At 66.6% G+C, this 25,342-nt stretch carries 17 protein-coding genes and 1 rRNA gene; 2 read left to right on the top strand and 16 right to left on the bottom strand.

The features are described 5' to 3' along the window. Positions 1-807, bottom strand: a 16S ribosomal RNA gene (locus Q7W51_03975); the annotation flags it as partial. A 638-nt stretch (positions 808-1,445) separates the two neighbouring features. Continuing rightward, a complete protein-coding gene (tyrS, locus tag Q7W51_03970; GenBank protein ID MDO8847526.1) occupies positions 1,446-2,666 on the bottom strand; it encodes a tyrosine--tRNA ligase in 1,221 nt (406 codons plus the stop codon). Between the two features lie 174 nt (positions 2,667-2,840). Here tyrS and Q7W51_03965 point away from each other — a divergent pair, with 174 nt between their 5' ends. After that, a complete protein-coding gene (locus Q7W51_03965) occupies positions 2,841-5,525 on the top strand; it encodes a PBP1A family penicillin-binding protein (GenBank protein ID MDO8847525.1) in 2,685 nt (894 codons plus the stop codon). A gap of 3 nt (positions 5,526-5,528) precedes the next feature. Here the strand turns inward: Q7W51_03965 and Q7W51_03960 are convergent, their stop codons facing one another. Then, positions 5,529-7,928: a U32 family peptidase gene (locus Q7W51_03960; protein ID MDO8847524.1), complete on the bottom strand. Its 2,400-nt coding sequence runs from the start codon at positions 7,926-7,928 to the stop codon at positions 5,529-5,531. Between the two features lie 131 nt (positions 7,929-8,059). Between Q7W51_03960 and Q7W51_03955 the strand changes: the two genes are divergently transcribed. Then, positions 8,060-10,273, top strand: a complete 2,214-nt coding sequence (locus Q7W51_03955; GenBank protein ID MDO8847523.1) for a PBP1A family penicillin-binding protein — start codon at positions 8,060-8,062, stop codon at positions 10,271-10,273. Between the two features lie 61 nt (positions 10,274-10,334). Here the strand turns inward: Q7W51_03955 and Q7W51_03950 are convergent, their stop codons facing one another. From Q7W51_03950 to pheT, 13 genes are all read right to left on the bottom strand, one after another. Beyond that, complete coding sequence (locus Q7W51_03950) at positions 10,335-11,288, bottom strand: NGG1p interacting factor NIF3 (GenBank protein ID MDO8847522.1); 954 nt, start codon at positions 11,286-11,288, stop codon at positions 10,335-10,337. Beyond that, entirely contained in the window at positions 11,285-11,941 is a 657-nt protein-coding gene (locus Q7W51_03945) for a DNA-3-methyladenine glycosylase (GenBank protein ID MDO8847521.1), read from the bottom strand. The genes Q7W51_03950 and Q7W51_03945 overlap by 4 nt, the downstream gene beginning before the upstream one ends. After that, positions 11,938-13,674 (bottom strand): DNA polymerase/3'-5' exonuclease PolX, encoded by a 1,737-nt coding sequence (gene polX / locus Q7W51_03940; protein ID MDO8847520.1) that lies wholly within the window; start codon positions 13,672-13,674, stop codon positions 11,938-11,940. The genes Q7W51_03945 and polX overlap by 4 nt, the downstream gene beginning before the upstream one ends. 60 nt (positions 13,675-13,734) lie before the next feature. Beyond that, entirely contained in the window at positions 13,735-14,229 is a 495-nt protein-coding gene (locus Q7W51_03935; protein MDO8847519.1) for a GNAT family N-acetyltransferase, read from the bottom strand. A 9-nt stretch (positions 14,230-14,238) separates the two neighbouring features. Beyond that, a complete protein-coding gene (argH, locus tag Q7W51_03930) occupies positions 14,239-15,666 on the bottom strand; it encodes an argininosuccinate lyase (protein MDO8847518.1) in 1,428 nt (475 codons plus the stop codon). A gap of 5 nt (positions 15,667-15,671) precedes the next feature. Further along, complete coding sequence (locus tag Q7W51_03925; GenBank protein MDO8847517.1) at positions 15,672-16,898, bottom strand: argininosuccinate synthase; 1,227 nt, start codon at positions 16,896-16,898, stop codon at positions 15,672-15,674. Between the two features lie 38 nt (positions 16,899-16,936). Next, on the bottom strand, positions 16,937-17,368 hold the full coding sequence (locus tag Q7W51_03920) for an ArgR family transcriptional regulator (protein ID MDO8847516.1): 432 nt from the start codon (positions 17,366-17,368) through the stop codon (positions 16,937-16,939). 18 nt (positions 17,369-17,386) lie between these two features. Then, complete coding sequence (gene argF / locus Q7W51_03915) at positions 17,387-18,301, bottom strand: ornithine carbamoyltransferase (protein MDO8847515.1); 915 nt, start codon at positions 18,299-18,301, stop codon at positions 17,387-17,389. Next, positions 18,301-19,503 carry an aspartate aminotransferase family protein gene (locus Q7W51_03910; protein MDO8847514.1) on the bottom strand — a complete coding sequence of 401 codons (1,203 nt, stop codon included), beginning with the start codon at positions 19,501-19,503 and terminating at the stop codon, positions 18,301-18,303. Before Q7W51_03910 ends, argF begins: the two co-directional genes overlap by 1 nt. Before the next feature lie 2 nt (positions 19,504-19,505). Beyond that, positions 19,506-20,423 carry an acetylglutamate kinase gene (gene argB, locus Q7W51_03905; GenBank protein ID MDO8847513.1) on the bottom strand — a complete coding sequence of 306 codons (918 nt, stop codon included), beginning with the start codon at positions 20,421-20,423 and terminating at the stop codon, positions 19,506-19,508. A gap of 11 nt (positions 20,424-20,434) precedes the next feature. Next, on the bottom strand, positions 20,435-21,655 hold the full coding sequence (gene argJ / locus Q7W51_03900; protein MDO8847512.1) for a bifunctional glutamate N-acetyltransferase/amino-acid acetyltransferase ArgJ: 1,221 nt from the start codon (positions 21,653-21,655) through the stop codon (positions 20,435-20,437). Positions 21,656-21,664: 9 nt separating this feature from the next. Further along, entirely contained in the window at positions 21,665-22,705 is a 1,041-nt protein-coding gene (gene argC / locus Q7W51_03895) for an N-acetyl-gamma-glutamyl-phosphate reductase (GenBank protein ID MDO8847511.1), read from the bottom strand. A 137-nt stretch (positions 22,706-22,842) separates the two neighbouring features. Continuing rightward, complete coding sequence (gene pheT / locus Q7W51_03890) at positions 22,843-25,284, bottom strand: phenylalanine--tRNA ligase subunit beta (protein MDO8847510.1); 2,442 nt, start codon at positions 25,282-25,284, stop codon at positions 22,843-22,845. Positions 25,285-25,342 lie beyond the last annotated feature (58 nt).

The following is a 25,342-nucleotide window of genomic DNA, read 5'->3' as shown; positions in this document are numbered from 1 at the left end:
CCCACACCTAGTGCCCATCGTTTACGGCTAGGACTACCAGGGTATCTAATCCTGTTCGCTCCCCTAGCTTTCGCGCCTCAGCGTCAGTCGTGGCCCAGAAAGCCGCCTTCGCCACTGGTGTTCCTCCTGATATCTGCGCATTTCACCGCTACACCAGGAATTCCACTTTCCTCTACCAGACTCAAGACTGCCAGTTTCAGATGCAGGCCGCGGGTTGAGCCCCCGGTTTTCACATCCGACTTAACAATCCGCCTACGCGCGCTTTACGCCCAATAAATCCGGATAACGCTTGCCCCATACGTATTACCGCGGCTGCTGGCACGTATTTAGCCGGGGCTTCTTCTGCAGGTACTGTCATTTTCATCCCTGCTGAAAGCGGTTTACGACCCGAGGGCCTTCATCCCGCACGCGGCGTTGCTGCATCAGGCTTTCGCCCATTGTGCAAAATTCCCCACTGCTGCCTCCCGTAGGAGTCTGGGCCGTGTCTCAGTCCCAGTGTGGCCGATCAGCCTCTCAGCTCGGCTACCCATCGTCGCCTTGGTGGGCCATTACCTCACCAACTAGCTAATGGGCCGCGGGGCCATCCATCTCCGCCGGAGCTTTCCCGAGCAGACCATGCGATCCGCAAGGAGTATCCGGTATTAGCACCGATTTCTCGACGTTATCCCAGAGAGAAGGGCAGGTTCCCCACGTGTTACTCACCCGTTCGCCACTAGGTCTTCACCCGAAGGTTGGACCTCGTTCGACTTGCATGTGTTAAGCACGCCGCCAGCGTTCATCCTGAGCCAGGATCAAACTCTCCGTAGAAGTTGTTACAGGCCTTGCGGCCTGTAGTACACGGAGCTTCGGACCTGGCTGGTCCGGAATGGATCCACCTGAACCGGTAAGGAGGCCGGTTTGGTTTGGGTCCAAGAGTGTCTCATCGGTTTGGCCTTTTGACTGGCCCTCTCGATGTGACGGGTATTTGTGTGGATTCGAAATGAATCCTTACTGGCTTGTCACAGTATCCGGTTTTCAAGGTTCAGGCGCAGCGAGGGGATACGTTACTTGTCCCGATTCCCGCTGTCAATCGCTTTCGTCTACCGATTTCGACGACTTTTGCGAGCTCGTTTCGAGGGATGCAAAACGCCCCCGCCTTATCGGCCGGGGGCGTCGGATGGGCGCCGGACCAGTATGGCTGGCTCCAGCACTTCTACCCGATCGCCCTCTCAATACCCCGAGCTATCAAATCCCGCTCCGTCTCCGAACGCTCGGCAGAAGCAGCTTTGGTAATGTACCACCGGACCGGCGCCGATGCAAGCATTCGCGCAAGCGTCGGCCGAATGAGTGTATACCCGCGCTCGTGCACTCCGGGCGCGACGGAATACATCCGTTCGACGGCCGGTCGAGACGCGCGACGGTGCCGCACCATGGTGACCTCGAACACGAGCCCGTACCCGGCCCGATCAGACCACGATACGCGCGTAGCGCCGCTTCCCCGCCTGGAGCACGCGGCCCTCCACGGCGCTCCACGGCAGGTCGTACGAGCCCCCCGACAGATGGATCGGTTCGCCGTCGATCCGGACACCGCCACCGTCGATCAGCCGTCGCGCCTCCGACGCCGTGGCAGCGAGACCCGCTGCCTTCATCAGACCCGGCAGGTAGACGGGATCGCTACGCTCGACACGGACCTCGGCGATCTCCTCGGGCATCTCACGGTGCTTGAAGACCCGATCGAATGCCTCTTCAGCCGAGGACGCAGGCCCATCGCCGTGATAGAGCGACACGATCTCCCGGGCAAGCCGCCGCTTGGCGAGATTCGGATGCGCGTCACCGGAGACGAGCGACGCCTCGAGCGCATCGATCTCGTCCACGGGAAGCGCGGTGCACAGGCGGTAGTACTTGATCATCAACTCGTCGGGTATCGACATGACTTTGCCGAACATGTCGGCCGGCTCATCAGTGAGTCCTATGTAGTTGCCGTAGCTCTTGCTCATCTTCTGCACGCCGTCGGTGCCCTCGAGCAAGGGCAGCGTAAGGCACACCTGTGGCTCAAGCCCCATCTTCTCCATGAGTTCGCGGCCAGCGAGCAGGTTGAACAGCTGATCGGTTCCGCCGAGCTCGACATCGGCCTTGATGGCGACGGAATCGTACGCCTGCGCCATGGGATAGAGCAGCTCGTGAAGGGAGATGCCGACACCCTCGCGATACCGCTTCTGGAAGTCGTCACGCTCAAGGATGCGGGCCACGGTGAACTGGCTCGTCAGCTTGAGAACATCAGCGAATCCGAGCGGGCCAAGCCACTCGGAGTTCCGCCGCATCGTGGTCTTAGCCGGATCCAGGACCTTGAACGCCTGCTCTATATAGGTTTTAGCGTTCTCCTCGATCTGCTCGGGCGTCAGGGCCGGCCGTGTGCTGCTCCTCCCCGACGGATCGCCGATGAGCGCGGTGAAGTCCCCGATGATGAGCACCACGGTGTGACCGAGGTCCTGGAACTGGCGGAGCTTGCGCAGTGGAACCGCGTGACCAAGGTGCAGGTCCGGCGCGGTTGGATCCACGCCGAGCTTGACGGTGAGCGCGCGACCGGTCGCGAGCTTGGTCTTGAGCGCCTCGACCGGGACGATGTCGGCTGCCCCGCTTGCGATGGTCTTCAGCTGTCCGGCGGCGTCTGGCACCTGGACGCTCACGCTCCCTCCCCACCCTCGCCCGTTGCCGAATCGGCACGCCCGCGAAGTGGTCTGGCCCGTCGATTGCAGGTCATACTAGCACGACCGCAGGTGCCCGAACGCCGACCTGCGGTACAGTATGGCGGTGGGGCTCGACACCTCACCCTGAACATCCACGAAGGGTCTCGCGAGACAGTGGACGCATCCGACAGCAGCAAGAACGACTCCCGCCAGCGACCGCAGCCGCGCAAGCGCACGAGCGCCGCCGGTTCGCAGCGCGCGACACAGCCGCACACCAACACCGCGCCGACCGCGGGCGGTTCCACGCGCGCAGCCGGTGGCGGGCGTGCAGCCGGCTCACGCTCCGCCAAGAACGCGACCGTGATCCGCGGGGGCGCTGCCGCGCGGCCCGGGAGCGGTTCGGGGCGCCCGTCGGCCGGCGGATCGCGCCCCAAGCCGAAGAAGCGCAGTCGCTGGCGCGTCTTCTGGCGCGTCACACTCATCGTGCTACTGCTTCTGGCGGTGGCCGGTGGAATCGCGGGATGCGTCGTCTACGAGCGACTCACCGACGACCTGCCCGACCTCTCGGCAGGCTCAGAGCCGTTGGCAGAGACGAGCATCATCTACGACCGCAACGGAGCGGTCCTCACGGAACTGCATGCGGAACAGAACCGCACCTACGTCCCCATCGCGAACATACCGATGGCTCTTCGGCAGGCCGTCATCTCCACCGAGGACCAGAGCTTCTACGAACACAAGGGCGTGGATCCCTTCGGCATCGCACGCGCCTTGTGGGTGAACGTCACCCAGGGCAAGCATCAGGGCGGCTCTACGATCACGCAGCAGTACGTGGTCAACACGTTCATCGAACGTGAAGACAGCGTGACCCGGAAGCTCAAGGAGGCGATCCTCGCCTATCAGCTCGAGTCGAAGTTCACGAAGGACGAGATCCTTGAGAAGTATCTGAACGCCATCTACTACGGACATGGCGCCTACGGCGTCTCGGCCGCCGCACAGACGTATTTCGGCAAGGACCTGGCTCAACTCACGACAGCCGAATGCGCGATGATCGCCGGCGTCATCAAGTCGCCCGGCAACTTCTCACCCCGCATCGATCCGGAGGCAGCCCAGACGCGTCGGGACACGGTTCTCGCTCAGATGCTCGAGCAGGGCTACATCGACCAGGCGACCCACGATGCCGCAGTGGCGGAGGCCATCACGCTGGCTGCGCCGGCCCCGACCACGACGCCGGCCCCCTACTTCGTCGAGTGGGTCCTCCAGCAGCTCATCAACGACTACGGCGCGGATGCCGTCTACAAGGGCGGTCTGCGTGTGAAGACCACCATCGACCTTGCCATGCAGGCGGCGGCAGAGACTGCGATCGTCTCGGTGCTCGACCGTCCCGAGGACCCGTCGGCAGCGCTTGTCGCCGTAGACCCGAAGACGGGCGAAGTCCGGGCGATGGTGGGCGGCAAGGACTTCAACACCCAGCAGTTCAACGCAGCGGTACAGGGCGGACGCCAGCCAGGCTCATCGTTCAAGACCTTCGTGCTCGCCTCCGCGCTCGAGCGCGGCATCTCGCCCGAGCAGGTGTACGAGAGCGCCGCGGGCTCGTTCCCGATCCCCGGCGGACAGACGTGGAATGTCACCGGTTCCTCTGCGGGCGGGCCGATGCGGCTGCGCGTGGCGACCGAGAAGTCGATCAACGCCGTCTTCGCCCAGCTGATCCTGGCGGTGGGTGCTGAGAAAGTGGCCGACACCGCCAAGCGCATGGGCATCACCACACCGATCAAGGCGGTCCCCTCCATCGCACTCGGCGCACAGGAGGTGACGCCGCTCGAGATGGCCTCGGCGTATGGCACGCTGGCTAACGGCGGCGTGCACATGCAGCCGCGCGGGATCACCGAGGTCTCGACGAAGGCCGGCGAGATCCTCTACACCGCACCCACCACGGGGACCGAAGCGATCTCTGCCGCGGTGGCCTACCTGACGACCGACATGCTCAAAGGCGTGATCGCTTCGGGCACGGGTACGGCTGCTAAGATCGGCCGCCCGGCTGCCGGCAAGACGGGAACGACGCAGGAGTATCGCGATGCATGGTTCGTGGGCTACACGCCCGATCTCGCAGCTGCAGTCTGGATGGGCCACGTGGAAGGTCAGATCGAGATGACTGACGTCCACGGCAAGAAGGTCACCGGTGGCTCGTTCCCCGCCCAGATTTGGGCCACGTTCATGAAGGCCGCGCTTGCGAACACCCCCGCTTCGGAATTCGCGCAGCCAAAGGGGATCACGGCTGCGACGATCTGCCTGGACTCAGGACAGCTCGCGGGCGAGCTGTGCCCCAACCAGGGAGGCGCCATCTTCCTGTCTGCGAACCTGCCGGTCGCGTGCGAACTGCACGCAACGCCGGCCCTGGTGGACGTACCGAATCTCATCGGCACGATGAAGGCCGACGCGCTCGCGACGCTCTCAAGCCTGGGACTGGTCGCGACCGTTGAAGAGAAGCCGGTCCCCGGCGTGCCCGCGGGCATGGTCAGCGACCAGGACCCGCGCTACGGCGGCCAGGTGCCCGCCGGATCGACGATCAAGGTGATCGTCTCGACGGGTAGCCCCCAGATGGAGGAGCCGATAGCCGCCTTCAAGTTCACACCCGCCGCACCGAAGACGGGCGATGAGATCGCATTCGACGCAACCGGCTCGAGCGACCCCGATGGCACCATTGTGAAGTACGCCTGGGAGTTCGGTGATGGGTCGCCGCTCATCACGGGCGCAGAGGTGACACACACGTTCACATCTGCGGGGACGTACACGGTCACGCTGTGGGTAACCGACGACGACGACCTTGTCTCAAGCCTGCCGCTCACGATCGAGGTCAAGTAGCCTCTACAAGAGTCCCCGGTAGAAGTGCCCGCTGGTCGATGGATCGACGAGAGGCTTTTCGGGGGCCCCCGCGCCGCTGCCGACCGCAACGAGCGCCGATCGCACGGCCCGGACCACCTCGGCAACCCGCGCCGGAGGCTCGTCGGAGAAGTCCACGCGGACCGCTGCCACGCCGGAGGCGATGATCTCGTCGAGCGCCCGGATGAGATCGAGTGTGACCGAGTTCATGACGTGCGACCGTCCCGAGGAATCGGTCGTCACCGGGAACTCGTACCCCTTCTGGTCTCGCAACCTCCACCACCCCGCGCGCCGACTGCACGAGGCGCAGCGCCGCGAGCACGGACCCGCCGCCTGGAGCACGCACTGCTCGGCTACCATGAGCTCCAGGCGACCCCAGATCACGCAGCCCACCGGGAGCGGCGATGCGGCGACCAGCCCGGCGAGCTGCCGTCCCGACAGCTCAGGCGAGGCCCACACGAAGTCCGCTCCCATCGAGGCAAGCTGGGCGGCAGCATGTGCGTTGAGCACGTTCAGCGGCCAGTCCGCAGCGACGCCACCTCGCTCGGCGGCGCGCCGCAAGAGGCCGAGATTGCCGACCGTGAGACCTTCGGTCCCAAGCACGGAATCGTACCCGCCGACCTCGGACGCCCAGGCGACGCGCGGCAGCAGCGGCGCGAAGCCCGACCCGGGGGCGGCACCCGGCGAGCCGAACGTCCGTAGAAGCACGCGATCGGCGCCGGCGTCGCGCGCAGCTACCGCGACATCCTCCGTCCAGGCGGCGACCACCAGCGCCGGGCTGCGCCCGGCACGAGCGGCCGGCGAGAGTGGCGTCAGCGCAGGTGCACCGGCGGAACGCCCGGCCCAGGGCTGCATCCTGAGTTCATCGAGCCTCTCGAGCGCCTGCCGGCGCAGGGCGTGCAGCGAGGAGAAACCGAGCCCCGCCGCCGCATCAAGATCGATCTGCCACCCCGCGGCCCCGTATCCCGACCCGCCGAGCCTGCCGACGTGCTCGATGATCTCCTCGGCCGTGATCGACTTCGTGCGGGCGGGCGTCACCTCGGCTCCCTCGACCTCTACGGTCGCATCGGCGGTGCGCGCAAGCAGCCACAGCGGGCGGCCAACGCGCACGCGAACCTCGAAGTCCACAGGGGTGGCGCGGTGGTCGACGACACCCGGCCCCGAGAAGGTGCGACGTGCCGCCTGTAGAAGCGCGTCGTTCGCGACCCGGAAGACGCGATCGCCTGCCGAGACGTGACGCTCCGGACGAAACGTCGCCACCGAGCCGGCTGGGACGGTGGCCGCCGCAGTGCCGCTAACGGTAAGCGGTCCTGCCGTCTGGGCGAAGCGGCCGGAGCCGGTCCAGACCTCCAGCGTGTCTGCAGGGTCGAGCGAGCGCTCGAGTTCGATGGTCGCCTCCCCCGGTCGAGTCTGGCCGATCCGCCCGATCAGAACCCCACGGTTGTTGGGGCGGCTGTAGCTCATGAGCGTCTCGCCCCGCTCACCGGTCAGGTATCCGTGCGTGAAGCCCCGGTTGAAGGCCTCCTCGAGCATCTCCCACTCGGCGGGAGTCACCGCGAAGTCATCCGGCCGAGCGAGCGCCCGGTCGAGCGCGGCGCGGTACACGCCGGTCACGATCGCAACGTACTCGGGCGCCTTCATGCGACCCTCGATCTTGAGCGCGCGCACGCCCGCCGCGATGAGCTGCGGCAGGTGGGTGATTCCAGCCATGTCCTTCGGCGATAGCAGATACCTGCCGGGAGCGGCGACTGTCTCGCCCCGGCCGTCGATCAGGTCGTAGGTGAGGCGGCACGGTTGCGCGCACAGCCCGCGGTTCGCCGAGCGACGGCCGATCATCGAGGACATGAGACACTGGCCCGAGTACGAGTAGCAGATAGCGCCGTGGACGAAGGACTCGACCTCGACGCCGGTGTCCGCACACGCGGCGATCGCCTCGAGCGAGAGTTCGCGGGCGAGCGTGACCCTGCTCGCACCGGCCTCGGCCAGAGCGAGCACTGCGTCCGGGTTCATCGCATCGATCTGGGTCGAGGCGTGGATGCGCACGTAGGGCAGCGCGGTTCGAACCGCCCGCAGTACGCCGAGATCCTGGATGATGACCGCGTCAACGCCCACAGACCATGCGGCGTCGATCATCTCCAGCGCAGTACCGATCTCGTGCGGCAGAACCACCACATTGGCCGTGAGGTAGACGCGCGTCTCGCGCAGGTGCGCAAAGCGGGTCGCCTCGGCAAGGGACTCGAGATCGAAGTTCGCGGCCCCTCGCCGCGCGTTCAGCTCGCTCAGTCCGAGATACGCGGCATCGGCCCCGTTGTTGACCGCAGCAACCAGCGCCTCGGGCCCCCCTGCGGGCGCGAGCAGCTCCACGCGGTCGTGTGTTTCCGGCAACGATTCCCTTTCGGAGCGCTCCGCGCGCACGTCGCGTACGTCCCACGCTATACTATTGCACCGGCCGTATTCGGCCGACGAACCATGCGCCGCACGAGGTCATGATAGCCCGTTCACGCGAAAGGGGTCGTGTGTCCAGACGCAGCCGGCTCAGGCGTCAGAAGCATCCGCACACAGCACTCAAGGTGATCACGAGTGCGGTCGCGCTCATGCTTGTGGGCACGCTCGTCCTGTCGGGCACCGGAGTTGCGGTCGGCCTGGGCGTGGCGAGCAGCTGGCTCGAAGGACTGCCCGACATCGACGATCCGACGGCCTTCTCGGTCGCACAGACCACGAAGATCTACTCGGCGGACGGCGTGCTCCTGGCCAACCTGTACCTCGAGAACCGCCAGGTGGTGCGACTCGACCAGATCTCGACCCACCTGCTGCACGCGGTGGTCGCCGTTGAGGATGAGCGCTTCTACGAGCACAACGGGGTGGACATCCCCGGCGTCGTGCGCGCAGCCGTGACGAACCTGACCACCGGACGGACCGAGGGCGCCTCCACGCTCACGATGCAGTACATCCGCAATACGATCCTTGCCGACGATCCCGAGCGCTTCCAGGCGTCGTACCGTCGCAAGGCACGCGAGGCGGTCCTTGCCCTCGAGCTGGAGGAGAAGCACTCCAAAGACGAGATCCTCGGCATGTACATCAACACCGTCTACTACGGCGAGGGCGCCTACGGCGCAGAGGCCGCAGCGCTCACCTTCTTCAACAAGCATGCGAGCGAATTGACGGTCGCCGAGGCGGCGCTGCTCGCGGGGCTGCCGCAGGCACCGACCCGGCTTGATCCCTACGACAACGCCGAGGGTGCGGTCGCACGGCGTCAGTGGGTGCTCTCGAAGATGTACGAGCAGGGCTACATCACGAGCGAGGAGTACGAGGCGGCCAAGGTCGAACCGCTCACGCTCGGCAAGTCCGCCACGCTCGACGAGCAGGGCGTGTACGCCGCGCCGTACTTCGTGGCGCACGTGAAGAAGCTCCTCCAGGACGAGTACGGCACCTCACTCGTCTTCAAGGGCGGTCTCACCGTCTACACGACACTCGACACGACGCTTCAGACCTACGCCGAAGAAGCAGTCGCCGGCGTGCTCGACCGTCCGGAAGACCCCGACTGTGCGCTCGTCGCGATCGAACCGACCACCGGGTACGTCAAGGCGATGGTCGGCGGCCGCAACTGGGACACCAACAAGTTCAACTTTGCGACCCAGGCACACCGCCAGCCTGGCTCGTCGTTCAAGGTGTTCACCCTCGTGACCGCGCTCGAGCAGGGTATGCCGCCCACGCGCAAGATCGACTCGTCCTCTCCGGCCACGATCGCCACGGGCGGGCGGCCCTGGAAGGTCGGCAACGCCGAAGGTGGCGGCGGTAAGGGCTACATCACGCTCCAGCAGGCCACCGTCGGCTCGGTCAACACCGCTTTCGCGCGGCTCATCGCCGAGCTCGGCGCCGAGAAGGTCGTGGACACCGCGCATCGGATGGGCATCGACACCGACATCGAGCCGTTCCTCTCCATCACGCTCGGCAGCCAGGAGGTCACACCGATCGAGATGGCATCGGCCTTTGGCACGCTTGCCTCCGACGGCGTCCACTACCCGCACACCTCGATCACCAAGATCGTCGACTCCAAGGGCGCGACGATCTTCGAGTACACGCCCACGGGGAACCAGGCGATCTCGCACAGCATCGCCTACGCCGCGACGTCCATCATGAAGGGCGTCATCACGAGCGGCACCGCGACGAGGGCGAACATCGGCAGACCCGCCGCGGGCAAGACCGGCACCACGCAGGACTACCGCGACGCCTGGTTCGTGGGCTACACACCGCAGCTCGTCTGCTCGGTCTGGATGGGCTACACCCCCGAGCGGCCGATGCGCAACGTCCACGGCCGCAAGGTGTTCGGCGGCACGTTCCCCGCACCGATATGGCACGATTTCATGATCCGCGCACTCGCGAACCAGCCCGTGCTCGACTTCAATCCAGCTCCCGCACCCAATTACACCTGGAAGCAGGACTGGGACATCCCGAGCGAGACGGTGCCCTCGCTCATCGGCATGTCGCAGGACAGCGCTATCAACGCGCTTATCGCGGCAGGCTTCAAGAACTACCAGATCACGTCGACCTACAGCGATACGGTGCCCGCAGGCCTCGTGGCGGAGCAGGCACCGGGACCGGGGGCGACAGCGAATCCTCTGAACCACGTCGTGACGATCGCCATCTCGAACGGTCCGAGTCCGGCGCCTCCACCGCCTCCACCGCCTCCACCGCCTTCCGAGCCGGGCACGGAGACGCCGGCGCCGTGAACGCGGAAGACCCTCGACCAGTATCTGGCCGGGGGTCTTCGCTTGCCGTCGTCGTGACCCGTCAGGTACGTCTCACGCGTACCATGCCCGAGGTGCAGATCACTTCAACGCCCTGCGTCTCGATACGATCGAGCACGAGGTTCATTCCAATCGCATCTGAGCTCACGTGACCCGCGATCACGAGGTTGAGCTTGAGCTCCTCGGCGCGCTTCTTGTGTTCCTCCGAGTAGTGCATCCCCACGAGTGTGTCGACACCGGCCGCGACGAGCTTGTCGAGGGCTTCTTTGGGGCCTTCGGTACCGCCAGTCATGTCGGCCACGCACGTGCCGCAGCGCTTCGAGCCTGTCCCCTGGATGAGGATGGGCCCGTAGCCCTTGGTGGCCGCATCAGCGTACTCCGGCACCGCGCGGAGCAGCTTCACGAGGTCGTCGAGCGTTCTGGGTGTCTCGTCTTCGATCAGCTTCTGCACGAAACGGTTGACGTTGTTGTCCGCCGGGGTGTGACAGGACATCGAGGCGAACCCGAGGTGCTTCGCTGCATCAATGGCCCGGTAGTGGTTGACGGGCATGATGCGTCGCCGAACCTCCTCGGCGCGGGTGTCGATGAGCGCATCAGCGACGCCGATCCCCACGCCGCGCGCGGCCCAAAGGTCGGCCTGCATGTACATCACCCGGTGCAGGTTCGCAAAACCCGGTCCCTCGGGATGGTGGGCGAAGATGAGATCGATCGGCGCCCCCTTCTCGCGCAGTCGATCGGCGAGCAGCACCTCCCCGACCTCCATGTCGATGCCGGTGATGAGGCCGCGGACCTCGAGGTCCGGCTCGCCCGCGCAGATGCGCGTGTCATCGTAGGGGTTGGTGAGCCGTTCGGTGTCGAAGAAGCGCTTCTCGTCGGCGGCAAGGTCCTCGTACTCCTTTGCCGCCGAAGCCAGAAACGCATCGATCTCCTCGCGCGAGCGCTGGTCGGCCTCGATCCCCGCTCCAACGGCGGTCGTGTAGATGTCGCCAAGCCTCATGTGGTCCCCTTCCCCGCTGCCGACGCGCGCTTTGGCGGCTTCGGCCCCGTCCGTCCCTTTGACACGTACCCGTTCCCCAGAACGTAGAACCTGAGCGGCAGTTCATGGCCCGCCGCCAGCCCGATCCTCCCGCTCACTCCCACCGCGTCGTCCTCCAGCGCGGAAGCGTCGTACACAGCCAGTTCCTCTCCGAGCGAAACGGCGTTGTGCTCGAGCGTGATACCAAGCGCTTCGGCGACCTTGCCCGGCCCGTTGGTGAGATCGGCTCCCTCGCGACCGCAACGCCGCCGCCTCATGACGTCGATGCCGGCGATCGGCTCCACCGCCCGCACCAGCACGGCGCCTGCGGTGCCTTCATCCTCGGTGACCAGGTTGAGCATATGGTGATTCCCGTAGGTGAAGTAGACGTACGCGCGGCCCGGCGCCCCGTACATCACGCGATTGCGCGCCGTGACGCCTCGTGTTGCGGCGTGTGAACCCGGATCTCCCGCGCCGAGGTACGCCTCAGTCTCCACTATGACGCCAGCCGTAAGCTCCCCGCCGATGCGGCTCGCGATCACCTTGCCCACAAGCTCACGCGCCACCACGGCCGTCGGGCGGTTGAAGAACAGGGCAGACAGTGGCCGCGCCCGATCGAGGTCGAAGACGCTCACGCGCGGTTCCGCTTGAGCCAACCGCGCATCGTTTCAAGCGGCTGAGCGTTCAGGACCTCGGCGGCGCTCACCCACCCGCGGCGCGCCGTGGCGATGCCCCACCGCATGTGGCTGAACTGCGTGGCCTCGTGAGCATCGGTATTGATGGCGATGCGCACTCCGAGCCTGCGCGCCATGCGCAGGTGCACGTCGTTCAGGTCCAGCCGTTCGGGGTGCGCGTTGAGCTCCATGATCGTCCCGGTCTCGGCTGCCTTGGCGATGACCGCCTCCATGTCCAGGTCGAACGGGTCACGTCTGCCGAGAAGTCGTCCGGTCGGGTGGCCGATGAGGTCGACGAACGGGTTCTCCATCGCCGTCAGCAGCCGGCGTGTGGCCTGCTCACGCGACTGACTGAAGCCAGCGTGGAGCGATGCGATGCAGTAGTCGAAGCGCCTGAGCACCTCGGCGGGATAGTCAACGCCACCCTCGTCGTCGATGTTGAGCTCGATGGCCTTGAGGAGCACAGGGCCGCCGTCGCCGAGGGCGTTGAGCTCGTCGATCAGCGCCCACTGCTTCTCCAGGTCCGCAAGGTCGAGTCCGCCGACCATCCGCAGCTCGTACGCGTGGTCGCTGACGCCCAGGTACTCGTAGCCGAGCTCGGCTGCACGCGCCCGATTCTGCTCGAGCGTGGAGCGTCCGTCGGTGGCGACGGTATGCGAGTGCAGGTCGCCGCGGATGTCGCCGAGCGTCACCAGCTCCGGTACGCGGCCTTCGAGGGCACGTTCGACCTCCCCGGTGTTCTCGCGCACTTCGGGTGGGACGACCGCCATGCCGAGGGCCGCGTAGACGTCGGCCTCGCTCGCACACGCGAGCCGTTCACCATCCTCGATCCGAAAGACGCCGTACTCGCTCACCTTGAGGCCGCGCGACTTGGCTACCTCGCGCACTCGCACGTTGTGCTCGGCCGACCCGGTGAAGTACTGGAGAGCCGCACCCCAGCACTCGGGCGTGACCACACGCACGTCGGCCTGACGGCCCGACGTGGTCATCACGCTCGTCTTGGTCTCGCCGCTCACGATGACGTCGGTCACGATCGGCAGCTGGCGCACGGCCGCCATGACGGCGGGGCCGTCTGCGGCGGCGACGAGCACGTCGATGTCGCCCACGGTCTCCTTCATGCGACGGATGCTGCCCGCGCATGCGGCGTCTGACACACCCGGCAGTGCCCGCAGCTCCTCGGCAAGCTTCTCGGCGAGCGGCAGCGCATTGGCGAGCAGGATGCGTTCGGACAGGCTGCGATAGCGTTCGATGCCGGCAGAGATATTCTCGACGGTCTTGGCGCCAAAGCCGGGCAGCTCGGCCAGGCGTCGTTCGGCTATGGCCTCCTCGAGGTCGTCGATCGAGGCGATGGCGAGTTCATCGAAGAGCACCTTGGCCTTTTTCGGTCCGAGTCCCTGGACCCGCATGAGCTCGATGACCGAGGCAGGCACGCGAGCCGTGATCTCCTCCATACCCGGGAAGACACCGCTCTTGAGCAGCGATTCGATGGTCGCAGCGATCTTCGCACCGATACCGGGAATCTCCTTGAGACGCCCGGCGAGTGCTGTGGACATGATGTCCTCATCCCACGCGCGCACGGCGTGAGCGGCCTTGTGATAGCTCAGAAAGCGGTACCTGTCCTCGCCGGCGATCTCGAGCAGATCGCCGAAGTCGTCCAGCGCGGTTGCGATCGCGGCGTTGTCGTAGGAGGGCATGTGGCGGCTCCGTGAGGCCGAGGGCGTGGTGTCTCGCCTCCGATGATACCTTCGCTCCCGCTAGAGCGAGCGACGCATGAACAGGAAGCCCGCAGGGTCGTAGCCAAGCGGCGCCTCGCGAAACTGCGGGGTGACCTCGAAACCGAACTCGCGGTAGATGCGCTGGGCGGTGTTCGTGGTGTGCCGCACCGCAATGAGTAGCATCTCGGCGTAACCCATGACGCGCGCCTGGTCGATCGCGGCCCGAACGAGCGCGCGCCCGAGACCCGCGCCGCGGACCCCGGACAGCACGTAGAGCCGCTTGATCTCGCACTCGCTTTCGGAGAGTCCTTTGATTCCCACGCAGCCTGCCGGACGCCCGGACTCGTCCCGGGCGAGCAGGAGCGCGCCGTTTGGTGGCAGGTAGGGAGCGGGCAGCATCGTCAGCTCCGCCGTGAGCGTGTTCTCGCCGAACTCGACGATGAGATCGTCGTGGTACGACTCAAGGATCTCGCGCACGTCATGCACCGAGATGGGGTCGCCGCGATCGACGGTGGTTATGAACCAATGCGCCACCGAAGCGCGCTACTCGTCCGCCACGCCGTGACCGGCGAGCCACTCCTCGTCGCGTGCGAGCGCCTCGCGCGCTTCCGCAAGCTGCGTGGTGACGCGAGAGGGCGCCGTGCCGCCGGCGGTGTCGCGACGCGCGACCACGGCATCGATATCGACGGCGTCGAGCGCGTCGTCGGCGAAGGCCGAAGAGGCAGCGCGAAGCTCGCCAAGCGTGAGCTCCTGCAGCGTGCGGCCGTCGCGCTCGCAGGCAAGCACGACCTTGCCGACGATCTCGTGGGCCTCGCGGAACGGGACGCCGCGAGCAGCGAGGTGGTCGGCCAGGTCGGTGGCAGCCATGAACCCGCCGAGCGCGCCGGCGCGCATGCGTTCTGCGTTCACGCGCATCGTGGACAGCATGCCCGCCATCGCTTCGAGCGAGTCCGCGTACGTGTCGATGGCGTCGAACGCGGGCTCCTTGTCCTCCTGCATGTCCTTGTTGTACGCAAGCGGAAGACCCTTGAGCGTCACGAGCAGCGATGTGAGGTCGCCCACGGCGCGACCGGTCTTGCCGCGCACCAGCTCGGCGAAGTCGGGGTTCTTCTTCTGCGGCATGATGCTCGAACCGGTGGACCAAGCATCGTCGAGCGTCACGAAGCCGAACTCGTCGCTCGACCAGAGGATGATCTCCTCGGCCAGTCGCGATAGATGCACCATGCCGAGCGTGCACGCATACGTGAGGTCGACGAGGAAGTCCCGATCGGACACCGCGTCGAGGGAGTTGGGCGACACGGCCGAGAAGCCGAGCTCATGCGCCACACCATCGCGGTCGATCGGGAAGGTCGTGCCCGCAAGCGCCGCGCTGCCGAGCGGCAGCACGTCGGCAGCCTTCCACGCGCGCTTCACGCGCTTCGCGTCGCGCGTGAGCATCCACGAGTAGGCAAGCATGTGGTGCGCGAAGAGCACCGGCTGCGCCTTCTGGAGGTGCGTGTAGCCGGGCATCACCACGTTCGCATGCGCTGCGGCGAGATCGGCCAACACGCGTCGGAGCTCGCCGATCGCGCCGTGCAGCCGCAAAGCCTCGCGCTTCGCATGGAGCCGCGTATCGGTCGCAACTTGATCGTTGCGCGAGCGCGCAGTGTGCAGCCGCTTGCCCGCATCGCCGATGCGCCGCGTGAGCTCGGCTTCGATGGCCATGTGAACGTCCTCGTAAGACGCGTCGAAGACGAACACCTCCCCCTCGATGTCCTTCAGGATGCCGAGGAGCCCCTCTTCGATCGCCGCAGCGTCGCCGGACGTGATGATCTTCTGCTTCGCGAGCATGCGTGCGTGCGCAACCGAGCCCGCGATATCCTCGGCGTACAGGCGCCTGTCCACGGACAGCGACGCGCCGAAGCGCTGCTGGAAGGCGCCGGGCGTATGCTCGAACCGTCCGCTCCAGGGTGTCTTCGGCGTGTCGGACATGGGTGCTAGACCTCGCCTTCTTTGCCGACCTTGCGGCGCTGGCGGGCCCAGACCTTCACGGGGAGACCGTGGAGGTCGATGAAGCCCTTGGCGGCCTTGTGGTCGAAGGAGTCGGCTGCGTCGTACGTGGCCAGGTTGTAGTCGTAAAGCGAGTACGGCGAGCGGCGGCCGACGGTCACGCACGAGCCTTTGAAGAAGCGCAGGCGCACGTCGCCGGTCACGAGCTGCTGCGTGGTCTCGATGAAGCCGTCGAGCGCCTCTTTGAGCGGCGAGAACCACATGCCGTTGTAGACGAGCTCGGCCCACTTCTGCTCCACGCCGAGCTTGTAGTGCAGCACCTCACGCTCGAGACATAGGTCCTCGAGCGCCTTGTGCGCGGTGATGAGCGTGAGAGCGCCGGGCACCTCGTAGATCTCGCGGCTCTTCACGCCGATGAGGCGGTTCTCGATCATGTCGATGCGGCCGAAGCCGTGCTTACCCGCGAGCTCGTTCATGGCGTTGATGATCTCGTGGAAGCTCATCACCTCACCGTTCAGGGCAACCGGGATACCCTGGGCAAAGCTGATCTCGGCGTACTCGGCCTCATCGCACGCCGCGCCGCGCGAGTCCGCGGTGAGCGTGTAGATGTCGGCCGGCGGCTCCACCCACGGGTCCTCCAGCACGCCGCACTCGATGGCGCGACCCCACAAGTTGTCGTCGATCGAGTACGGGTTGTCCTTAGTCGTCGGCACCGGGATGCCCCGCTCGGCGGCCCAGTCCATCTCCTGCTCGCGCGTCTTCAGGTCCCACTCGCGTACCGGGGCGATGATCTCGAGGTCCGGGTCGAGGGCGGCGATACCCACCTCGAAGCGCACCTGATCGTTGCCCTTGCCGGTGCAACCATGCCCGATGTACCGGGCCCCGTGGCGATGCGCCTCCTCGACCAGATGCTTCACGATGATCGGACGGCTCATGGCCGAGAGCAGCGGGTACTTGTTCTCGTACAGTGCGTTCGCCTTCAAGGCACGGCTCAGGAACTCCTCCACGTACTCCTCGCGCACGTCCTTGACGATCGACTCGATGGCACCGATGCCGAGGGCCTTGGTGCGCACGAACTCGAGGTCCTGACGCTCCTGGCCGACGTCGATCGCAAGAGCGATCACATCCATGTCGTGGTTCTCCTGGATCCATCGGATAGCCACCGAGGTATCGAGCCCGCCCGAATATGCCAGTACGCACTTCTCTCTTGCCACGTGAGCTTCCCTCTCCTTGGTTGTCTCGAACGACGCGGCTACTGCCGGCCGTGGAACTTCTCGATGCCCGCCATGACCGCTTCCGCATCGTCATCGTTGTCCGTGATGATGAGGATGGTGTCGTCCCCGGCGATGCTGCCGACGATCTGGTCGAGGTGCGCGGCGTCCAGCGCGGCCGCCACTCCCTGACCGCCCCCAGCGGTCGTCTTCACGATGACCAGCTGCTGCGACCGCACGACGCTCTCCACGAGTTCGGCGATCATGCGCTGCAGGTGGATGTCCTCGGCAAGCACGTACGCGCCTTCCGGCAGCTTGCGGAGCCCCATGTCAGCAATGTCCCGCGAGACCGTCGCCTGCGTGCAGGTGTACCCCGCGGCTTTGAGGTGCGTCACCAGATCGCGCTGGGTACGCACGCGCTCCTTTCGGACGATCGACCTGATCGCCTCCTGACGCTGAGTCCGTTTTCTCATCGGTGTCCCCTCTCGGCGCTACAGAACGAGCGACATCCAGGCACGCTGTGCGTGCAGTCGGTTCTCGGCCTCATCGAAGACGACGGAAGCCGCCGAGTCGATGACCGCATCGGTGACCTCCTCGCCACGATGTGCGGGAAGACAGTGCATGAAGATCGCCGCCGGATCGGCCTTGGCCATGAGCGCCGTGTCGACCGAGTAACCCGCGAAGTCCGCGACGCGCTTGGCGTGCTCGGCCTCCTGGCCCATCGAGGCCCACGTATCAGTAACGACCACATCGGCTCCCGCGACTGCGGCGGACGCGTCCTGCGTGACCGACAGCGTCGCACCCGTGCCGTAGGTCGCAACGAGCGACTCTGCGTGCTCGACGACCGCCGCCGAAGGCGCGTAGCCCCCCGGTCCGGCGATCGCGACGTGCATGCCGGTGAGCGCACCCGCGTACAGGTACGTGTGCGCCATGTTGTTGCCGTCTCCGACGTACGCGAGCTTGAGACCCTTGAGCGCGCCTTTGTGCTGCCGGATGGTCAGCAGATCGGCCAGGCCCTGGCAGGGATGGTAGTCGTCGGTGAGTGCGTTGATCACCGGCACCGAGGCGTGCTGGGCGACCTCCTCGACATGGCTGTGCGCGAACGTGCGCAGGACGATGAGATCGACGTAGCGCTCGAGGACCTTGATGGTGTCGTGCACCGTCTCTTCGCGCGAGAACGCGTCGTACGGACCCATCACCACCGGGTGCACGCCGAGCTGCACGCAGCCGACCTCGAAGCTCACCCGCGTGCGCAGGGACGGCTTCATGAAGATGAGTCCGGCCGCAGCGCCCTCGAACCGGGGCCACTTGCGTTCCGGCTCGTCGGCTACATCCAGAACGTGGAGTATCTCGTCCGGGGTGAGCTCGGCGAGCGTGAGAAGATCGCGGCCCTTGAACGTATGCATCAGGCAGCTCCCAGGATGGTCTGCAGTGTATCACCAAGTATAGCTGTTTCGTCTGGACTGCATACGAGCGGCGGCAGAAAGCGCAGGGTCCGATCACCGATCGCGTTCAGCACGATACCCCGCTCGAGGCAGGCAGCTGTGACGTCCTGTGCGCGTGGCTCGGCCAACTCGGCGGCGAGCATCAGCCCGAGGCCCCTCACTTCGACGATGGCACCAGTGGTCTCGGTAAGTTCCTGCAGCATCGACCGGAGGACCGCACCGGTGGCGATCGCGTTCCCGCCGAGGTTCTCCCCCTCGAGCGCGCCAAGCGTGGCGAGCGCCGCTGCGGCGATGACCGGCCCGCCGCCGAAGGTGGATCCGTGGTCCCCGGGCGAGAACGCCTCGGCAGCGCTTCCGGAGGCCAGCACGGCACCGGCTGGCAGGCCGTTTGCGAGCGACTTCGCGAGTGCCATCACGTCGGGGCGAACGCCGTACCCCTGCCATGCGAACGCCGGGCCGGTGCGGTAGCACCCGCACTGAACCTCGTCGAACGCCAGCAGCACGCCGCGCTCGTCGCACAGCTGCCGCACCGCCTTCAGGTAGGCCTCGTCGCACGGATGCACGCCGCCCTCACCCTGCACGGGCTCCAGGAGCACCGCGCAGGTGCGGTCGGTGACTGCACCCTCGAGCGCGCCCAGGTCGTTCAGCGGCACGTGCGTGAAGCCCGGAAGCAGCGGCGCGAACGCCTCTTGCTTAGAGGGCTGGCCGGTGGCCGAGAGCGCCGCCATCGTGCGGCCGTGAAAACTCCGCTCGGCGGACACGATCTCGAAGCACTCCTCGCCGCGCCGGGCCTTGCCCCACCGGCGCGCCAGCTTGATCACGCCCTCGATGGCTTCGGTGCCCGAATTGCACAGGAACGCCTTCCAGCCGCCTCCCGCGAGAGCCGACAGCCGCTCGGCGAGCGGTGCGCGGTGTTCGACGTGGTAGAGGTTCGACACCTGCACGAGCGTGCGCATCTGTGCCGCGACCGCATCGGCAACGGCCGGATGCGCGTGGCCGAGGTTGACCGAGCCGATGCCGGACACGAAGTCCAGGTACTCCCGGCCGTCGTCGTCGAACAGGCGCATGCCCTCCCCGCGCACGAACAGCACCGGCTTGCGAGTGTAGGTCGGCAGGTGATAGGCCGCATCCAGCGCGGAGATCTCGTCGTAGCGGGCGCCCATGGCTAGAGGGTCACCTCGCCCTCGTATGCGGTGTAGATCGCGTCGTCCGGCAGTCCGAGGCTCGCCGACTCGCCCGTGATCATGGTGCCTATGCCCTCGTCGGTGTACACCTCGAGGAGCAGCGCATGCGGGATCGTGCCGTTCAGGATGTGCGCCCGCTCCACGCCGCGCCTGAGCGCGTGCACGCACGCCCCGACCTTCGGGATCATGCCCTCGGCGAGTTCGCCCGAGGTCAGCATCTCCTCCGCTTCGGCGAACGTGAGCGCGCTGATGAGCGAGTCCTTGTCGGCGAAGTCCGCGTACAGCCCGTCCACGTCGGTGAGGAAGATCACCTTCTCCGCGCCGAGCGCCGAGGCGATCTCGCCCGCCACCTGATCGGCGTTGATGTTGAAGCTGCCCCCGTCGTCGCCCGCGCCCACCGAAGCGATCACCGGCACGAAGCCGTCTTCGATCAGGTTCGTGACGACGGTGGTGTCGATCGCCGTGACTTCGCCCACCCTGCCGAGACGCGGGTCCTTCTGCGTGGCGCGGATGAGGTTGCCGTCATCGCCGGCGATGCCCACGGCGATGCGGCCATGGGCGTTGATGGCCGAGACGAGGTCCCCGTTCACCTTGCCGACGAGCACCATCTTCACGAGCTCCATGGCCTCGGGCGAGGTGACGCGCAGGCCGTCGATGAACTCGACCGGCATCTCGAGGCGCTTCATGTACGACGTGATCTCCGGGCCGCCCCCGTGGACGATCACCGGGTTGATCCCGACGAGCTTCATGAGCACGATGTCGGCCGCGACACCGTGCCGCAGCGCCTCATCGGTCATCGCCGCGCCGCCGTACTTGATGACTACGGTTCGGCCCCAGGCGCGCTTGATCCACGGCAGCGACTCCATCAGGATGGCGGCCTTGTCATGCATGTCTCTCATCGGCCCTCCGCTCACGACCGGTAGTCACCGTTTATGTGCACGTACTCGTAGCTGAAGTCGCACGTCCACACAGTCGCCTCGGCCTCGCCGAGGTGCAGGTCCACCAGGAGCTCGACCTCCGGCTCGGCAAGAGCGCGAGCGGCCTCGTCCTCGTCAAAGCCGGTTGCCGTGCCGTTTGTGCACGTCACGATCCCGGCGAAGATGATCTCAAGCTTGCTCTGGTCGACCGCAGCCCCCGACTTGCCCACGGCCATCGCCACACGGCCCCAGTTCGCGTCCTGGCCGAACAGCGCGGTCTTCATGAGCGGCGAGTTTGCGATGGCGAACGCGCATACCTCGGCATCGGACTCGGTCACCGCACCCCGGACGGTGACGGTCACGAACTTCGTGGCGCCCTCCCCGTCCCGGACCACCATCTGCGCGAGCGCGGTCGCTACCTCAAGGATCGCCGCGGCGACCGCGGCGTAGGCTGGCGAATCCTGCCCGAGCTCCGGGCCGCCTTCTGCGCCACTCGCCATCAGGATGCACGTGTCGTTGGTGGATGTGTCCGAGTCGACGGTGATGCGGTTGAACGAACGGCCGACTGCGGACCGGAGCATCGCGTCACACGCGGACGGCGAGATCGGCGCGTCGGTGGTGATGAACGCCAGCATGGTCGCCATGTTCGGCTGTATCATGCCGCTACCCTTGGCCATCCCGCCGATGGTGAACGTCCGCCCCTCGGCAGTGACACTGATGGCCAGCTGCTTCGCAAACGTATCGGTGGTCATGATCGCTTCGGCGGCGTCCTCGCCGTTGGTGGAGTCGAGCCCGCCCGCCGCCTCGTGGACTCCGGCGGTCACAAGATCGAGGGGGAGCGGCACGCCGATCACCCCCGTCGAACACACCGCGATCTCCTCGGGAACGCAGCCGAGGGCGTCGGCAGCGGTGGCGGCCATCGCCCGCGCATCGTTCATCCCGGCCTCGCCCGTGCAGGCGTTCGCGTTGCCGGCGTTGATCACGACCGCCCGCATACGTCCGGAGGCAAGATGCTCCCGCGAGACCGAGACCGGCGGCGCGGCCGTGGCGCTCGTGGTGAAGACGCCCGCGGTCGGAACCGCCTCGTGCGCGGCGAGCAGGCAGACGTCCCGCTTCCCCGACTTCTTGAGACCAGCGCTCACCCCGGCGGTCAGGAACCCCCGGGGGGCCGTGATGCCGCCTTCGGCGTGGGCGAACTCATACGACGCGTCCATCGATGCCCCCTATACCACCGGCACGGGCGCGGTGAGCCCGGCCGTCTCGTCGAGTCCGAGGGCGAGATTGGCGCACTGGATGGCCTGCCCGGAGGTGCCCTTCACGAGATTGTCGATCGCCGAGGTGACGATCAGCGTATGCGACTGCTCATCGAGCGCGATGCCGAGGTGCGCGCGGTTCGAGCCACGGACGTGTCCTGTGGCCGGCTGCGCGCCGGGATCGCAGACCGTGATGAACGGCTCCCCCGCGTACGCGGCCGCATACAGCGCATGGGCCTCCTCGGCAAGCAGGCCCGGATCGACCTCAAGGTACACGGTCGACAGCAGTCCCCGGCTGAGCGGCGCCAGATGCGGCGTGAAGACCACCGACGGGTCCGGAAGGCCGAGGTCCCCGAGCGCCTGCACAATCTCGGGCGTGTGACGGTGCGACGCCACCTTGTACGCCGACACTGACTCGGTCGCGTTCACAAAGTGCGAGGTCGTCGAGAGCGAGCGGCCCGCCCCCGAGACGCCGGAGATGGCATCCACGATCACGCGGCTCGAGATCACCACGCCGGCCCGCACGGCGGGCGCCGCCGCCAGCAGCGTTGCAGTGGGATAGCAGCCCGGACACGCCACGAGGCGTGCGCCCGGAATCGAATCACGCCAGAGCTCCGGTAGGCCATAGACAGCCTCGTCGAGCAGCGCCGGAGCTGTGTGGGGCTCTGCGTACCAGGCAGTGAAGAGCTCGGGATCGCGAAGCCTGAAATCCGCCGAGCAGTCGATCACGGTGAGTCCGGCCTCGATCAGCGCGGGCGCCATCGCCATCGCAGCGGTATGCGGAACGGCCAGGAAGGCCACCTTCGCCGACGCCGTCACAGTCGCGGCGTCATGCGCTGTGTACACGAGGTCGCAGCCCGCGAGCGCCGGGTAGAGGTCCCCCACTCGCCGACCCTCATCCTGGCTCGAGGTGACGCTTACGAGCTCGAACACCGGGTGCCCGAGCAGGAGGCGCGTGAGCTCCACACCTGCGTAACCCGCGGCACCTACAATGGCGACAGGAATCACGATCAACAGCCTCCCGATGTATCGTCGTGTGGAGACAATACACTGTGAGGTGCATATCGGTCAAACAGATATCAACAAGAATGCGAATTGCTGCAATTCTATTCGCTATTCGGCACGTACGATGCGTGTGACTGCGGGATTCAGGCCCGCACCTCGGCACCGACCGCACCGGACACCTTCCGAACGAGCTTCTCGTGCACCGGTCGCACATCGTCGTCCGAGAGCGTGCGGTCCGCGGCGCGGTACGAGAGTGCAAACGCCAGGGACTTCTTACCCTCGGGCAGGCGTCTCTGTCCTTCTTCTGCACCGGGAGCGTCCCGATACACGTCGAACAGCCGCACCGACTCCAGCAGCGGCCCGCCGGCCGAGCGGATCGCACTCGTGACCCGCTCTGCCGTTACGGCCTCGTCCACCACGAGCGCGAGGTCGAGCGCGTAGGCGGGTTGGCGTGGGATCTCCTGGTACGCGACAGACTCCCGCGCGGCTGCCTTCACGAGTGAGGGCACGGAGAGCTCGAAGAGCACGACCGGCGCGGTGATCTCGAACGCGTCGAGGACCTCCGGCGACACCTCGCCGAGCCAGCCCACTACATCGCCTGCGACGATCACCTCGGCGCTCCTCCCCGCCTGCAGCCACGCCCGCTCGCACGCGCGAACCGTCCAACGGCCGACGTGTAGCGACTCGAAGAGGCTCTCGAGGACACCCTTGCCATCGAAGAAGTCGAGCGTGCGGCCCGCTTCGTTCCACCCGGGACGGTCCCAGGCGCCAGTGAGCGCCCCGCCGACCATCGTGCGCTCCTTCGGCTGCTTGCGTCCGTCAGCGGTCACGAAGACGGCACCCATCTCGTAGATGTGCGCGTCGGCGATGCCGCGACGGCGGTTGTGCGACACGGCGCGCAGGAGGCTCGGCGCGAGCGTCCAGCGCAACACCGACTGATCCTCGGACATCGGGTTGATGAGTTCTACGAGCACCTCGTCCGGGGCGAGATCCCACCCGAGGCGGACGAGATCCGCGCGATCGCCGAACGCGTAGCCCACATGCTCGTCGAGACCGGCGGCGCGCAAACCCTCCCCGATACGCCGGGAGAAGCGCTGAGCCGCCGTGCGCCCGCCGACGCGCTCGCGCCCGCCGGGTCGGGTCGAGGCGATGTTCTCGAGCCCGTAGAGGCGAGCCACCTCTTCGACGAGGTCGATCTCCCGCTCCAGGTCGGGCCGGAACGCGGGAACGACGACATCGAGATCATCACCTTCGGCGGTCACACCGAGGCCGAGCGGCGTCAGGAATGCAGCAATGTCCTCGCGGGTGAGCGCTGTCCCGAGGATCGCGTTCACGCGGGCGGTGCGCAGGTGGAGGAGCTTCGGCTCCGGCCTACCCGGGTAGACATCGACGATCCCGGGGGCAACCGTGCCGCCACCGACCTCGGCGATGAGCGCCGCGGCGCGGTCGGACGCACGCGCCGCAAGGTCCGGGTCCATGCCGCGCTCGAACCTGAGCGACGCCTCGGAGATCAGTCCCAGGCGCCGACTGGTTCGGCTCGTCGAGGAGGCGTTGAAGCACGCCGCCTCGAGGAGGACGTCGATCGTTGCATCTGAGACCTCGGTCGTCTCGCCCCCCATGACACCGGCGAGCGCGATCGGACCCGACGGGTCGGTGATGAGGAGCGTGTCGGTGGCGAGGATCCGGTCCTGACCATCGAGCGTCCGGATGGTCTCACCTGCTGCAGCGGGGCGGACGATGATGGCGGCCCTGCCATCGCGCTGCGCGACGCTGCGCATGTCGAAGGCGTGGAGCGGCTGGCCGAGCTCGTACATCACGTAGTTCGTCACGTCGACGATGTTGTTGACCGGCCGCGTGCCGGCCGCCACGATCCGCTCGGCCAACCACGCGGGCGACGGGCCCACGGTGACGCCCCGGATGACCCGCGCAGTATAGCGGGGACACAGCACCGCATCGGCGATCTCCACGCTCACCAGATCCGCGGCCGGCGTACCGGACTCCTCCGGAGTGCTCGCAGGCTCGCGATATGTCGTCCGCGTGACGGCGGCAACCTCACGCGCCACGCCCACCATAGACAGGCAGTCGGGGCGGTTCGGAGTCACTTCCAGCTCGAGCACCGTGTCGCCGATGCCGTAGTACTCGGCGAAGGGTGTGCCCACCGGGGCGTCGGCCGGCAACACCAGTAGGCCGCTCGCGTCGCCACCCACGCCAAGCTCGGTGGCCGAGCACATCATGCCCTTGGAAACGAGTCCGCGGAGCTTGGCCTTCTTGATGCTCATACCGTTGGGGAGAGTCGCCCCAACGCATGCCACCGGCACCTTATCGCCAGCCTGGAAGTTGGTCGCCCCGCACACGATGTGGAGCGGCTCAGCCTTGCCGATGTCCACCGTGCAGTAGGAGAGCTTGTCGGCATCGGGATGCTGGTCTCTCGTGATGACCTGACCGACGACGACGCCTTCGAGCGCCGCACCGAGCCGGTGCACCGCCTCGACCTTCGTGCCGGTCATATCGAGCCGATCGCACAGCTCCTCAACGGGAAGCGTGATGTCGACGAGGTCCTTGAGCCATGTGAGCGATACGCGCATCGCAGATCCTTCCTGAACGGGTCCGGCGGGCCGGCGTGCAAACGGAGCGGGCGGTGCC

The sequence above is a fragment of the Coriobacteriia bacterium genome (assembly GCA_030652115.1).
GTDB lineage: Bacteria > Actinomycetota > Coriobacteriia > Anaerosomatales > Anaerosomataceae > UBA6100.
Note: the sequence above shows the minus strand (reverse complement) of the source record. Positions and strands in the feature narration are given on the sequence as shown.